Here is a 13549-nt window from a genome sequence, read left to right as displayed (position 1 = left end):
TCAGGGGACGGCGCCGAACTCGCTGCGCTCAAACATCGGCGCCTCTTCGCCCCTGATTCCCCTGCGATGCTCGGCTCGCTCAAGGCGGACTGGAAGGTCAAGATCAACCGCAAAAGCATCCACGCATGGCGTGGATCTACTGGGGCAGGACCGACCCCGGCAACTGGCATCACCCGCCGCTGAAGGTATCCACCAGCAGCTTCACGTTCAACACCACGATCACCAGCGCGATCACCCAGGCGATCGCGCCCAGCCAGCGCGGCGCCACCAGCGCCCCCATCGTCACCTTGTCGGTCACGATCCGCACCAGCGGGATGATTGCGAACGGCAGCTGCATCGACAGCACCACCTGGCTCAGCACCAGCAGCTTCACCGCGCCCTGGTCGCCGAACAGCATGATCACCACCACCACCGGAATGATCGCCAGTGCGCGCGTGATCAGCCGACGCAGCCACGGCGGCAGGCGCAGGTGCAGGAAACCTTCCATCACGATCTGGCCGGCCAGCGTCGCAGTCACCGTCGAATTCAGGCCGGAGGCCAGCAGGGCGACGGCAAACAGCGTCGCTGCCACGCCCACGCCCAGCATCGGCGCCAGCAATTGGTGCGCCTGCTCGATGTCTTCCACATCGAAACGTCCATTGGCATGGAACACCGCCGCCGCCAGGATCAGGATGCTGGCGTTGATGAACAATGCAAGGGTCAGCGCAATGGTGCTGTCGGTCACCGCCCAGCGCAGCGCGCTGCGGCGACCTTCATCCGTGCGCGGGTAGGCGCGGGTCTGCACGATGGACGAATGCAGGTACAGGTTGTGCGGCATCACCGTGGCACCGATGATGCCGATCGCGATGTACAGCGCGTGCGGATCGGTCACCACCTGCGCACGCGGAATGAAGCCGCCCAGTACCGCCATCACCGGCGGCGCAGCCATCGCGATCTGCACCACGAAGCAGGCGAAGATCACCATCAGCAGCGCGATCACGAAGGCCTCCAGCGCACGGAAGCCGCGGTTCATCAGCAGCAGTACCAGCAATGTGTCCAGGGCGGTGATCACCGCGCCCCACAGCAGTGGCAGGTCGAACAACAGCTTCAAGGCGATCGCGGTGCCGATCACCTCGGCCAGGTCGCAGGCGATGATCGCCGCCTCGCACAGCGCCCACAACGCCAGGTTCACCGGCTTCGGGTATCGGGCACGGCAGGCCTGGGCCAGGTCCATTCCGGTGGCGATGCCGAGCCGCGCCGACAGCGCCTGCAGGATCACCGCCATCAGGTTGGAAATGAGGATGACCGACAGCAGCAGGTAGCCGAAGCGCGAACCGCCGGCGAGGTCGGTGGCCCAGTTGCCCGGGTCCATGTAGCCGACCGAGATCATGTAGCCCGGGCCGAGGAAGGCCAGCAGGCGGAACCACCAATGGCCCTTGTCGGGCACCGCCACCGAGGCGTTGAGCGCACCCAGGCTGGCCGGAGTGGAGGCCGAAGGGTCGCGGGGTGCCAGGGTGTTCATGGCTCCGAATATAGCTCCTGCTATAGTCATTAGCAATGTGAAACAATCGTCTTTATCGCGTTACTGGTCCAGAATTCAGGTTCAACACCGGAACAACCGGAAGGACAGGCGCAGGCGTGGGCAAGACCGACGATTCGACATCGCTGAAAAGCACCCCCTTGATCGAGGCCGAGCGCCAGGTCGAGAGCTTCCGGCAAGTGCGCGAGGCGCACCGGATGGAGCTGGTGGAGGACTATGTCGAGCTGATCTCGGACCTGCTGGCCGACGGCGGCGAGGCCCGCCAGGTCGACATCGCCACCCGCCTGGGCGTGGCCCAGCCCACTGTGGCGAAGATGCTGCGGCGGCTGGCCCGGGATGGCTGGGTGGTACAGCGGCCGTACCGCGGCGTGTTTCTGACCCCGGAAGGCGAGGCGCTGGCGCATGCCAGTCGCCAGCGTCATCAGACCGTGGAGCGCTTCCTGCTGGCGCTGGGCGTGGACCCGGATACCGCGCGGCGCGATGCCGAGGGTATCGAGCACCATGTAAGCGAGCAGACGCTGGCGCTGTTCGAAGCGTTCGTGCGCAAGGCCGAGGGCGAGGCGCCGTAACGGTAGCGCCGGGTCATGCCCGGCGGCTGTTCGCGCGGTGATGGAATGAGTCGAGCGTGGCTCGACTCTACAGATCGGGCGGACAATGGGCCTGCTGCTGCGCACACGCCTGCTTCGCCCATTCCTTCAACACCGGCTGCAGGCCTTCATAACGCCGGCCGTGCCAGCCATTGGCCAGCACGGCGCCGTCGGCATCGATCAGCACCAGATTCGGCGGTGCCAGCCCCGCCAACGCCTGCAGTGCCGGCATGCGCGCGGCGCGGCGCGGGTCCAGCACCGGCCACGGCATGTCCTGCGCGTGCATGTAGCGGCGCAGCGCGGCCTCGCTCTCGTCCAGGCTGACGTACACCACTTCGGTGTCGGCGCCGGCCTCGCGCAACGCATCACGCACGCTGCGCAGGGTGGGTACGAAAGCATGGCAGGGCGCGCACCAGTCGGCGCCGAAGTACAACGCCACCAGCTTCGGTGGCGATGACCATTGCATCGGCCGCAGCGAGCGCTGTTCCGGCCGCATCAGCGAGGCGGAGACCTGCGCATGCAGGTCCGCAGCCATCGCCGGTGCGGCCAGCAGCACGGCACAGGCCAGCAACAATGCTCGTAGTGGCTTAGAACGCATAGCGCAGGTTGACGTACCACGAGCGCGCGAAACGCGGCCCGTAGACATAGTCGCTGTCGCGCAGCGCGCCCACTTCCAGGTCCTTCTGGCGCTGGTCGAACACGTTCTTGACGCCCGCGGCCACCGACACTTCCTGCTGCGCCTGCGCGCCCAGGTGACGATGCCAGCGCGCACCCAGGTCGGTCACCAGGAATGAACGCGTGCGGTGCAGTTCGCCCAGCCGGTTGTTCAGCACCGACATCGGGCCGGTGTGGCGCAGTGCGACGAAGGTCTCCCACGGTTCGGCCGGCATCCAGCTGAGCTGTGCCAGGCCGGTCCAGCGTGGGGTCTTCAGGTAGTCGCGGCTTTCGATCACGGTGTCGCCGCCGTCGCCGGTGTCGTCGAAGATGCGCTGCGGTTCGCGGAAGCGCGAGCGGTACCACGAGGCACCCGCGGTCAGGCGCCACTGCGGCGACGGCTGCCAGCCGAGGTTGGTTTCCGCGCCCAGCACATTGGAACCGGACGCGTTGTAGCGCAGCTGGCTGAGCTGGCCGTCATCGCCGCGCTGGATCTCGCCCAGTGCGAAGGTGTCGCGGATGCGCGCATACGAGGCGGTGGCATCCCAGCTCCACACCGGATTGGCCGGGTCCGAGCGCCAGTCGAAGCCGAACAGGGTGGTCAACGCGCGCTCTTCCTTCAGGCCGTCGGTGTTGCGCACGCGCACCTGTTCGCCACCCAGCGTATCGACATGCACATCCTCGACGAAGATTTCCGGTGCACGGAAGCCGGTGGCAACGCCTGCCCGCCACTTCAGGTTGGGCGTGGCCTGCCAGGCCAGCGCGATGCGCGGCGAGAACACCGCGCTGTCCAGCTCCGAGCTCTTGTCCACGCGCGCACCCAGCACCAGGTCGACGTTGTCGCGCAGGCTCCACTCGTCCTGGATGAAGGCGCCGAGGTTGTGGAAGGTGGCATCTTCCAGCACCGCCAGCCGCTGGCCGTCACCGCTGCGGTTGTCGTCGCGCAGCGCCTCGTGCTTGTACTGCACGCCGAAGGCCAGCGCGTGCGCGCCCAGCCGCCAGTTCAACTGGCTGTCGATGTAGTGCAGCGGGTTGTGGGTGCGGCCGTACTGGCGCCACGAACGCGAGGCCGCGCTGCCGGCCACGTTGGGGTCCAGCTGCGACGGGTCATAGCCCGGCGCCGACGGATCGGTGACCACGTCGCCCAGGCCGCCATAGAAGCTGTCGCGGTCGATGTCGGCGAAGGCATAGGCCAGGCGGAAATCGACGTCGGCATTGATCTCCTGGTCCCACGACACGCTGCCGCGCCGATACTTCGTATCCAGCGATTCGGCGATGTTGGCCAGGTACTCGGGCTGGTCCAGGCGGTTGCCGCCGCGGCGGGTTTCATCGGTCACCTGCAGGTCCAGGCGCAGCCGCGTGCCCGGCGTGGGCGCATACCAGGCCTGCAGCCCGCCGACCTTGAGGTTCTTGCGGGTGACCTCGGTGTAGCCGTCGCCGTTGTAGTCGATGCCGCTGTTCCAGTTGCGCTGGGCAATCACCGACAGCCCGGCGTCGGCGTCCTTGGCCACCAGGTCGAGGCGCACGTCGGCGTTCTTCTGCGGCGTACCCTTCAAGACATCCACGCCGGCCTGCACATGGCCACCGCTGCGCGCCGGCAGCGGCGGGATCAGGTTGATCACTCCGGCCACCGCGCCCGGGCCGTACAGTGCCGAGCCGCCGCCCTTGACCACTTCGATGCGGTCGACGAACCCGGCCGGAATCTGTTCCAGGCCGTACACGCTGCCCAGCGTGGACAGCAGCGGGATGCCATCGAACAGCAACTGGTTGTAGGCGCCGGGCAGGCCCAGCAGCTGTACCTCGCTGGTGTTGCAGTTCTGGCAGTTGCTTTCCACGCGCAGGCCATTGATCAGCTCTGCGGCACGCGAGAAGTCGGTGGCCGCGCGCAGCGCGATGTCTTCCTTGCGCAGCACTTCGGTGCGGATCGGGACATCGGACAGCAGGCGTTCGCTGCGGGTGGCGGTGCTGACTTTCACCTGCACCCGATCCAGTTCGGTCGGTTTCGGGGTGGCTGCCACTGCGGGCAGTGGCAGGGTGAGGGCAATGGCGGCAGCCAGTGGCAGGCGGCGAAGGAGGGAAACGGGCATGAGGCGTCGTCCTTGGGGAGGGAGGGCGGCGAGGGCGACCTGGCTGGCGCATATGAAAGCAGTGGCTTATCAATATAGCAATAGCTATATAACGAAGCCGCAGCAATTTGACGAGGAGCAGCCATCCAGATGGATCATGGAGTTGTTATAACATTACATACAACAGCCGCAACCCTGCCGGTGGTCATGCACGGAGGATGGCGTTGCCGTGCGGCGCAGGGAGACGGGGTCAGAGCCCTTTCCTTTGGAAAGGGATCCGCCCCTGGGAGCGGATTGTCAGCCGCGGCGGAACGCGGCGGGGGTACGGGCGCCGACGATGATCATGCGGATCATCGTGGAGATCTGTTCGACCAGCTCCGGATCCTTCTCCGGTGGCAGGTCCATGGCGGTGGCACCCATCGCGAACACCAGCCGGGTGATGGCCTTGGCTACCAGTTCCGGGGCATGCAGTACGGCGCCATCCAGTGCGGCCAGGCGCACCAGGTCGTGCTGCAGCTCTTCCTCGAAATAGTGCAGCTCGCGTTCGACCGCGTGCTTGAAGTCGTCCGAGCCGACTGCGCCCTCGCGCAGCAGCACGTGCAGCAGCTTGTCGTCGGCGCGCAGCTGTTCCATGAAGGTCTCCACCGAGACCCGCACCACGCTGGTGGCGGTGGAGGTGGCGCGCTGCCGGGCCTCGCCGATGATGGTGCGCAGCGAGCGGCCGGCCGCATCGATCAGCGCCACGGCCAGTTCGTCCATGTCGCGGAACTGCCGGTAGAAGCTGTTCGGCGCGATGCCGGCCTCACGCGCCACTTCGCGCAGGCTGAGCGTGGACAGGCTGCGGTGCGGCCCGATCAGTTTCAGGGCGGCTGCCAGCAGATCCTCACGGCTCACCGTACGGCGGGCCGGGCTGTTGGCATCTTCGGGCGTCGACAAAGCGGTGGCGGCGGCCATGGGGGTTCCGGTGGGGCGAGGCTGAATCATACCCAATCCGGTTCAATATACACATGTATACACAGGTGTATGTGCGCCCGTATAGTGCGCCTATGAGCGCTGTCGTCCGTCCGTCCCTGTTCTCTCCATACCGCTGGGTCTCGCCGTCGCTGTTCGATTTCTGGGCGGGCCAGCTCAATCCCCTGTGGACCCTGCGCGAGCCGGTGGCCCGCCTGGTCCGGCGCGAGCCGGCCGGGGAGGGCGCGGCGACCCTGGTCCTGCGCACCAACCGGCACTGGGCCGGCATGCGTGCCGGCCAGCACGTCACCCTCGGCGTCGAGATTGAAGGGCGCCTGTGGCAGCGTAGCTACAGCCCCACCGCACTGGGGCGGCGCGAGCTGGCGATCACCGTCAAGGCGATCGATGGCGGCCGGGTCAGCCAGCACTTGGTGAACCATGCACAGCCGGGCGAGCTGTTCCGCCTCGATGCCGCCTTCGGCGAATTCCATATGCCGGCTGCGGCGCCGGTGCTGCTGCTGGCGGCCGGTAGTGGCATCACGCCGATGCGCAGCCTGCTGCGCGACACCTGCCAGCGTCCGCTGGCGGCGCCGGTGGACCTGTTCTACTGGGAGCGCGCCGCTGCCCATCTGCAGTTCCGTGATGAACTGCAGGCGCTGGCCGCAGCGCATCCGAACCTGCGCGTGCACCTGCTGACCACCCGCGAGGGTGAGGTGCCGGCCGCGCGTATCGATACCCATGATCTGCAGGTGCCCGGCGATGACACGCCGTTGGCGCAGCGCCATGTGCTGGCCTGCGGCCCGGACGGCTTCGTTGCCGCCGCGCGTGAACGCCTGGCACATCAGGTGGCCGGCTTCCAGGCCGAAGCCTTCACCCCGCCGGCGCCGCTGCGCGATGCCAGCAGCGAAGGTGAGGTGTCGCTGACGCTTGCGCGCAGTGGTCGCCAGCTGAGCGTGCCGCGTGGCCGCTCGCTGCTGGAAAGCCTCGAAGCCCATGGCATCAAGCCCAAACACGGCTGCCGCATGGGCATCTGCAACAGCTGCTCCTGTGACCGTGTAAGTGGTGCGACCCGCCACCTGCGCACCGGCGACCTGCAGTCCGAAACGGCGCAGCCGGTACGGATCTGCGTGAGCGCACCGACCACCGACCTGACCCTGGATCTCTGAGGACGCCTGCCATGACCCGCGCTACCGACCGTGCCCTGAGTACTGCCGAGATGCATGCCTTCGGTGAGGAGCTCGACGCGATCCGCGACCGTGTGATCGGCAGCCTCGGCGCCTCCGATACCCGCTACATCCGCCGCGTGGCCGCCGCCGTGCGCTGGTTCGGCGTGGGTGGCCGTGGCCTGCTGTTCCTGGCGGCGTTCTCGCCACTGTTCTGGATGCCGCTGCTGTGGCCGGCCGCGATCACCGGCACGCTGCTGCTGGCGCTGTCGAAGATCCTGGAGAACATGGAGCTGGGCCACAACGTCATGCACGGCCAGTTCGACTGGACCGGCGACCCCAAGCTCAACGGCAACACCTACGAGTGGGACATCGTTGCCACCGCCGACAACTGGCGCAAGACCCACAATTTCCGCCACCACACCTACACCAACGTGCGTGGCATGGACGATGACATCGGCTACGGCCTGCTGCGCATCTTCCCGGAACAGCGCTGGAAGCCGTTCTACCTGCTGCAGCCGATCATCGCGCCGATCTTCGCGCTGCTGTTCCAGTGGGGCGTGGCCGCGCAGGACCTGCGCCTGGGCCGTTGGCTGAAGGGCCGCATCAGTGGCCGTGCGATGTGGATGCAGACCCGCCCGGTGGCGCGCAAGATGCTGCGCCAGGTTCTGAAGGACTACGTGTTCTTCCCGCTGCTGGCCGGTCCGTTCTTCCTCACGGTGATGCTGGGCAATCTGGTCGCCAACGGCCTGCGCAACATCTGGACCTATGTGATCATCTTCTGCGGCCACTTCACCGCTGAATCGGAAACCTTCCCGAAGGAGTGCCTGCGCAATGAGTCGCGCGGTCACTGGTACCTGCGCCAGCTGCGCGGTTCGTCGAACATCAGTGGCGGTTTCCTGATCAACGTGCTGTCGGGCAACCTCAGCCACCAGATCGAGCACCACTTCTATCCGGACCTGCCGGCCAATCGCTATGCGGCCATCGCCAAGGAAGTGAAGGACATCTGCCGCCGCTACGGCCAGCACTACAACAACGGCTCGCTGCCGCGCCAGTTCGGCCAGGTGGTCTGGCGCATCCTGCGCCACGCGTTCCCGAGCAAGCCGCGCCGCCTGCCGATGTCGGACATCATGTCCGCACCGGCATCGGCCAACGCGGGCTGATCGACTCAGCCCGCTTTCGCCAGATCCGCCTGCTCGCGGTCCAGGCGTCGCAGGAACACCTGCATTTCCTTGCGTGCCTGCTGGTCGCCCTTGCTGCCGGCCACGCTCAGCCCGCGTTGCCACGCTTCGCGCGCCGCCTGCGGCTGGCCACTGGCCAGCCAGGCCTTGCCCAGCAGCTTCCACGCCGCCGAATACTGCGGATCAAGGACCACGCAACGGCCCAGATGGGTGGCCGCGCGCACCGGGTTGCCGGCATCCAGCCAGCCCTTGCCCAGGCCGAAGCGCAGCAGTGCGCCGTCCTTGCCGCTGGCCAGCATGCATTCCAGAGCCTCGATGTTCATCAGCGCACCTCCACCAGCAGCTCGGCCGGTCCCGGCTGGAAGCGGCCGCGATGGAACAGCAGCGGTGCGCCGCCGTTCTCGTGCACTTCGATGATGCGGCCGGCCAGCAACAGGTGATCGCCCACCGGCCACTGTGCGTGGCGGGTACAGGTGAGATGCGCTACCGCACCGGCGATGCGTGGCGGGGCGTCCTCGTCGTCATCCAGCAATGCCAGGCCGTCGAAGCGGTTGCGTACCTGCGGATCGGCAAAGCGCCGGGCCAGTGCTTCCTGGTCGGCGGCCAGCACGCTGATCGCAAAGCGGGTGGCGCGCTGGAAGGTGGACAGGCTCTGCGCGTGCAACGCCAGGTTCCACAGCACCAGTGGCGGCTGCAATGACACCGGCACGAACGAATTGATGGTCAGGCCGATGGGGTTGCCCTGCGCATCGCGCGCGCAGACGATGGCCACGCCGGTAGGAAAGTGGCCGAGCAGCCGCCGCAGGGCACGCGGCGGCATCTCGACCGACGGCACCGGGGCCGGGGCGGGGAAGACCCCCGCCCACGGCCCGGCGTACGGCAGTGTCTCGCCGCTCATGAGGCCCGGGCCTGGCGGTAGCGCCGGCCGACCTCGGCCCAGTTGATGATGTTGAAGAACGCACCGATGTAGTCCGGGCGGCGGTTCTGGTAGTGCAGGTAGTAGGCGTGTTCCCAGACGTCCAGTGCGAGGATTGGGGTATTGCCGGACAGGCCGACCGTTGCACCCATCAGCGGGCTGTCCTGGTTGGCGCTGCTTTCAACCTTCAGGCGGCCGTCGCGATCGCTGGTCAGCCAGGCCCAGCCACTGCCGAAGCGGGTCTGCGCGGCCTTGGTGAAGGCCTCCTTGAAGGCATCGAAGCCACCCAGATCGCGGTCGATGGCGGCGGCCAGCTCATCATCGGGCGTGCCGCCGTTGGCGCTGAGCACGGTCCAGAACAGGCTGTGGTTGGCGTGGCCACCGCCGTTGTTGCGGACTGCGCCACGCTGCGCCTCGGGCACTGCATCGAGGTTGGCGATCAGCGCCTCGACCGGCTGCTCGGCGATGCCGGCCTGCTCGATGGCGGCATTGAGGTTGTTGACGTAGGTCTGGTGGTGCTTGCTGTGGTGGATCTCCATCGTGCGCGCATCGAAATGCGGCTCGAGGGCGTCATAGGCATAGGGGAGCGGGGGAAGCGAGTACGACATCGAGGCAATCTCCGTGGGGAAGGCCAAGGGGGCTGGCCGTGGGGAGACTGTTATCGCACCTCAACATTGGTTGAGGTCAATAGATCAAGAGGTCAAGACGGAGGCATGGTAGTGCCGGCCGCTGGCCGGCATTCAGCGAAGGTCGGGTAGCCGGCCAGCGGCCGGCACTACCAGAACCCGCTTTCCGAACCCTCACCGGCGCGCTGATGCGCTGCCCCCGCCCCCTCCCACACGGATCAACAAAAGCGCCGGCAGGCGAACCAGCCGCCAGCGCTTTCATCAACTCAACTCAACCAGTCCTTGCACGCACCATCCACCTGGTCACCGCAGGCCTGCTGCATCCGCTGCTGCAGCCGTGCCAGCGTCTCCGCACCCTGGTGCTTGCCGCTCCACGCCTTCAACTGCCCGGCAAGTCGCTCGAAGCGCTGCCGGGTACGCTGGTGGTAACCCGACGGCTGCGCCTCCAGCTCGGCGATCAGCGACGCGGTCGCCTGCTCGATGCGCGGTGCATCGTCCGGCGCCAGCTTCAGCAGGCCTTCCACGTACAGCACGCCCCATTGCACGCGGGTGGCCGGGCCCTGTGCACCGTCGTAGGCGCGCTTCAGCCACTCCAGCGCACCGGCGGTGTCGCCGCGCTGCTCGGCCAGTTCGGCCAGCTCGGGCATGTAGTAGTACGGCTGTTCGCTGCGCTTCAGCTCGGCCAGCAACAGTGCCTCGGCACCCGCGTCGTCACCTACCTCGCGCAATGCGTACACCGCGCTGCTGATCGTGGCCTGGCGTGCATGCGCATCGGTGGCGGCGGCATCGGCAGCGGCCACGCGCTGCTTGACCCGCTCGACCAGCGCCGCGGGCAGTGCGCCCTTGGGCTGCTGCTGGCGGGCCAGCGATACTTCGGTCAGCGCACGCGACAACGCGTCGTCGGCGCGATCACCGCGCTCGGCATCGGCGCGCTCCAGTGCAACCAGCAATTGCTGGCCCAAGGTGTTGGACGTGGCCGGGCCTGCACTGGCCTGCTTGACCAGCTGCACGCCTGCGTAGCCGAGCAATTCACGATTGCGGCGCACTTCCGCCGGTTGTGCCAGTACGGCCTGCAGCAGCTCGCGCACTTCGGTGGGCGAGGCATCGGGCTTCTCGGCTGTGGCCAGAAGAGCCAGCAGGGCGAAACGGCGCTGCAGGGCGGCGTCGGGTGCCGCCCTGGACAACTGGCGCAGCACGTCCTGGCTCCTGCGCTCGCCGGCCAGGCGGTTGGCGTCCACTTCCCAGCCATAGTCGCCCAGCACCTGCCAGTCTTCGGCGGCCAGTCGGTCCGGCGTTGCCAGCGCGGTGGCCAAGGTGGCCGCAACAGCACTGCGGCGGCCAGCGGCGACGGTCAGTGCCCGGGTCAGTTCGGCGGCGTCATTGCCACCGGCGACGCGGGTGATTTCGTTGCGCTGTGGGTCCAGCACGATCAGGGTGGGATAGCCGCGTACGCCGAAGCGTTCGCCCCAGGCCTGCGCACCTTCCTCATCGCCGTCCAGATAGACCGGAACGAATTTGCTGGTCAGCGCGATGAAAGCCGGGTCCTTGAACAGGCCCGCCTTGAGCTGGTTGCACGGCGGGCACCAGACGGCACCCCAGTACAGCAGCACCGGCTTGCCGCTGTCGGCGGCTTCGGCGAAGGCATCGTCCACATCGCCCTGGCGCCAGGCGATGGCGGACGCCGGCGCGGGTGCCTCGGCGGAGTTGGCGGTGGATACCGGGGCCGGGGTGCAGGCGCTCAGCGCCGAAGCCAGCAGCAACACGGAAAGCGCGACGCGCATCGGCAGCATCTCGAAGGGCAGGGTGACAGACCATTGTAGGAACCGCCGGGGAGCCTGCTGATTCAGTTTGCTTATGACAGGCGTGCCGCAGGGCATGACGCCCACCGGGCATTGCCGGGCGGATGCCTTCAGGCCGCTGCCCGCACCATCTGCTGGTACACCAGCCCGTTGATCTCGCCGACCTCGCCATCCAGCACGAAGCCATAGCGCAGGTAGGTAGGCACTGCATTGAGCGAGGCGCGCACCGTCAGTACCGGCTCGCGTACCTGTGGCAGCACGGCTTCGAACAAGGCGTGCCCGATGCCCTGGCCCTGGCAGGCGGGATCGACGAACAGCATCGCCAGGTGCCGGCCCTCCTTCAGTTCGACCACGCCGACCACGCGTGCATCCTGCTCGGCCACCAGGATGTGGTTGTCACCCTGCAGGCGCGCACCAAACGCATCGGCTGCAGCGACACTGCCGAAGGTGGCGATACCGGCAGCGCTGAGCGAAGGCGCCACCGCTGCAGTGAACGCAGCCAGGCACACCGCGCTGATCGCGGGCAGGTCATCGACGTGGGCAGGGCGGATCGTCGGCATGCAGTGTTCTTCCAGTGGTGGGCGGTGCGTCATCGTCGCCGCAGGTCTGCACGCTAAGCTGGCGGCATGAGTGATTTCAATCCTGCTTATGCTGCCTTGTTTCCGCAACAGGGTCTGAGCCTGGGCCTGATGACGCCTGTCGCCGCACATGGGCTGGCCGATCCGCATGAAGCCAGGCGGATCGCACGGCTGGCTGATGATCTTGGCTTCGCCGCGCTATGGACGCGCGACGTGCCATTGATGGTGCCGCAGGGCCCGGATGCAACAGCGAGTGCGCTGGATGACCCGTTCCTGTGGCTGGGCATGCTGGCTGCCGCGACCGAGCGCATCGTGGTCGGCAGCGCGGCCATTGTGCTGCCGCTGCGGCAGCCGTTGCAGGTGGCCAAGTCGGCGCTGAGCCTGGACCGGATCAGTGCCGGGCGCTTCGTGCTGGGCCTGGGTTCGGGTGACCGCCCGGAAGAATTTGCCGCGTTCGGTGAGGATCTGGAGGGCAGGGCGGCGGCGTTCCGTGAGCGCTGGACGTTGTTGCGCGCAGCGTTGTCACCAGAGGCCGATGAAAGGACCGCCGTACTGCAGGCGACCGGTGGTTTCGACGTGTTGCCGGCGCCGGCAACGCGCATTTCGATGCTGGTGGTGGGTACTGCGCGGCAGAGCCTGCAATGGATCGCGCGTGAAAGCGAAGGCTGGGCCACCTATCACCGCGAGGAGGTTGCGCAGGAAGGACGCATCGGCCTGTGGCGGCAGGCACTGGCGCAGCGCGGCGGGCCAGGCAAGCCGTTCGTGCAGTCGATGCTGCTGGACCTGCAGGCGGATCCCCAGGCGCCAGCCGAGCCATTGCCGCTGGGCCTGAAGGTCGGCCGCGACGGGCTGCGCGACTATCTGCGGCGCGTGCATGCGCAGGGCGTGGCGCATGTGATGTTCAATCTGGTCGACAACGGACGGCCGATGGACGTGGTGCTGCGCGAGATCGGCGAGCAGGTCCTGCCGGATGTGCTCCGGTAGGTGTCCACCTTGGTGGACACGTTCCAGCAGTCGAGCACGGCTCGACTCTACATGGGGTTCGCATCTGCGTATCATTCGCATTTGATTTCCCGCTGCCGGAGCTCTGCGTGACCCAACGTTCCCCCATGCACCCGACTGGACGCCTGTTCGCGGTGGTCGCTTTCATCGAGGCCGTGACCTGGGCCGGCCTGCTCATCGGCATGTGGATGAAATACGGCCCGATGGCCAACGTGGCGCTGGTGAAGTTGTTCGGACCCCTGCACGGCGTGGCGTTCCTGGTCTATGTGGCGGTGACGCTGTTCGCGGCAGTGCGCCTGCGTTGGCCGTGGTGGGCCAGTGCCCTGGCCCTGCTGGCGGCGATCCCGCCGCTGGTGACGCTGCCGCTGGAGTGGTGGTTCAAGCGCCGTGGTCTGCTGGGCCTGCGTGCAATGCGCTGAACCCACTGTTGCATGACCATTCAAGAGAATGGGTATCAAATGCAAATACGAGCCGTTATCATTTAAGGATGGCATCGGGCCCTGAGCA

Annotated in this window: 15 protein-coding genes; 6 read left to right on the top strand and 9 right to left on the bottom strand. The window is 67.2% G+C overall.

Annotation, left to right across the window (positions count from 1 at the left end; genetic code table 11):
- Window positions 1-183: hypothetical protein (locus R1L06_RS08060; RefSeq protein ID WP_317217393.1), on the top strand; the 183-nt coding region annotated here is incomplete at its 5' end.
- Here the strand turns inward: R1L06_RS08060 and R1L06_RS08055 are convergent.
- The gene (locus R1L06_RS08055) at window positions 170-1501 is read right to left on the bottom strand and encodes an Nramp family divalent metal transporter (RefSeq protein ID WP_317217392.1); all 1332 of its coding nucleotides are present in this window, start codon (window positions 1499-1501) and stop codon (window positions 170-172) included. The two genes, R1L06_RS08060 and R1L06_RS08055, sit on opposite strands and share 14 nt — an antisense overlap.
- 116 nt (window positions 1502-1617) lie before the next feature.
- Between R1L06_RS08055 and mntR the strand changes: the two genes are divergently transcribed.
- Window positions 1618-2088 carry a manganese-binding transcriptional regulator MntR gene (mntR, locus tag R1L06_RS08050; RefSeq protein WP_006372477.1) on the top strand — a complete coding sequence of 157 codons (471 nt, stop codon included), beginning with the start codon at window positions 1618-1620 and terminating at the stop codon, window positions 2086-2088.
- 67 nt (window positions 2089-2155) lie between these two features.
- Here mntR and R1L06_RS08045 read toward each other — a convergent pair whose 3' ends face one another.
- From R1L06_RS08045 to fabR, 3 genes are all read right to left on the bottom strand, one after another.
- Window positions 2156-2704, bottom strand: a complete 549-nt coding sequence (locus tag R1L06_RS08045) for a thioredoxin-like domain-containing protein (RefSeq protein WP_317217391.1) — start codon at window positions 2702-2704, stop codon at window positions 2156-2158.
- On the bottom strand, window positions 2694-4847 hold the full coding sequence (locus tag R1L06_RS08040) for a TonB-dependent receptor plug domain-containing protein (RefSeq protein ID WP_317217390.1): 2154 nt from the start codon (window positions 4845-4847) through the stop codon (window positions 2694-2696). Before R1L06_RS08040 ends, R1L06_RS08045 begins: the two co-directional genes overlap by 11 nt.
- A 276-nt stretch (window positions 4848-5123) precedes the next feature.
- Window positions 5124-5780, bottom strand: coding sequence for an HTH-type transcriptional repressor FabR (fabR, locus tag R1L06_RS08035; RefSeq protein ID WP_005409961.1), 657 nt, complete (start codon window positions 5778-5780; stop codon window positions 5124-5126).
- 92 nt (window positions 5781-5872) lie between these two features.
- Here fabR and R1L06_RS08030 point away from each other — a divergent pair, with 92 nt between their 5' ends.
- Window positions 5873-6943, top strand: a complete 1071-nt coding sequence (locus R1L06_RS08030; RefSeq protein WP_317217389.1) for a ferredoxin reductase — start codon at window positions 5873-5875, stop codon at window positions 6941-6943.
- Between the two features lie 11 nt (window positions 6944-6954).
- Complete coding sequence (locus R1L06_RS08025) at window positions 6955-8103, top strand: fatty acid desaturase family protein (protein ID WP_088026244.1); 1149 nt, start codon at window positions 6955-6957, stop codon at window positions 8101-8103.
- Window positions 8104-8108: 5 nt separating this feature from the next.
- Here R1L06_RS08025 and R1L06_RS08020 read toward each other — a convergent pair whose 3' ends face one another.
- The 5 genes from R1L06_RS08020 to R1L06_RS08000 form a co-directional block, all read right to left on the bottom strand.
- The gene (locus R1L06_RS08020) at window positions 8109-8444 is read right to left on the bottom strand and encodes a tetratricopeptide repeat protein (RefSeq protein WP_032129997.1); all 336 of its coding nucleotides are present in this window, start codon (window positions 8442-8444) and stop codon (window positions 8109-8111) included.
- On the bottom strand, window positions 8444-9019 hold the full coding sequence (locus tag R1L06_RS08015; RefSeq protein ID WP_110712570.1) for a flavin reductase family protein: 576 nt from the start codon (window positions 9017-9019) through the stop codon (window positions 8444-8446). Before R1L06_RS08015 ends, R1L06_RS08020 begins: the two co-directional genes overlap by 1 nt.
- Entirely contained in the window at window positions 9016-9645 is a 630-nt protein-coding gene (locus R1L06_RS08010; protein WP_049462787.1) for a superoxide dismutase, read from the bottom strand. The genes R1L06_RS08015 and R1L06_RS08010 overlap by 4 nt, the downstream gene beginning before the upstream one ends.
- Window positions 9646-9929: 284 nt before the next feature.
- Window positions 9930-11453, bottom strand: coding sequence for a thioredoxin family protein (locus tag R1L06_RS08005; protein ID WP_317217387.1), 1524 nt, complete (start codon window positions 11451-11453; stop codon window positions 9930-9932).
- Between the two features lie 119 nt (window positions 11454-11572).
- On the bottom strand, window positions 11573-12022 hold the full coding sequence (locus tag R1L06_RS08000) for a GNAT family N-acetyltransferase (RefSeq protein WP_065723495.1): 450 nt from the start codon (window positions 12020-12022) through the stop codon (window positions 11573-11575).
- A gap of 66 nt (window positions 12023-12088) precedes the next feature.
- Between R1L06_RS08000 and R1L06_RS07995 the strand changes: the two genes are divergently transcribed.
- Entirely contained in the window at window positions 12089-13024 is a 936-nt protein-coding gene (locus R1L06_RS07995; protein ID WP_317217386.1) for a TIGR03571 family LLM class oxidoreductase, read from the top strand.
- 125 nt (window positions 13025-13149) lie between these two features.
- Window positions 13150-13461: a DUF3817 domain-containing protein gene (locus R1L06_RS07990; RefSeq protein WP_049401317.1), complete on the top strand. Its 312-nt coding sequence runs from the start codon at window positions 13150-13152 to the stop codon at window positions 13459-13461.
- Window positions 13462-13549: the final 88 nt, after the last annotated feature.

The sequence above is a fragment of the Stenotrophomonas mexicanensis genome, from assembly GCF_032911605.1.
Classification (GTDB): Bacteria; Pseudomonadota; Gammaproteobacteria; order Xanthomonadales; family Xanthomonadaceae; genus Stenotrophomonas; species Stenotrophomonas maltophilia_A.
Note: the sequence above shows the minus strand (reverse complement) of the source record. Positions and strands in the feature narration are given on the sequence as shown.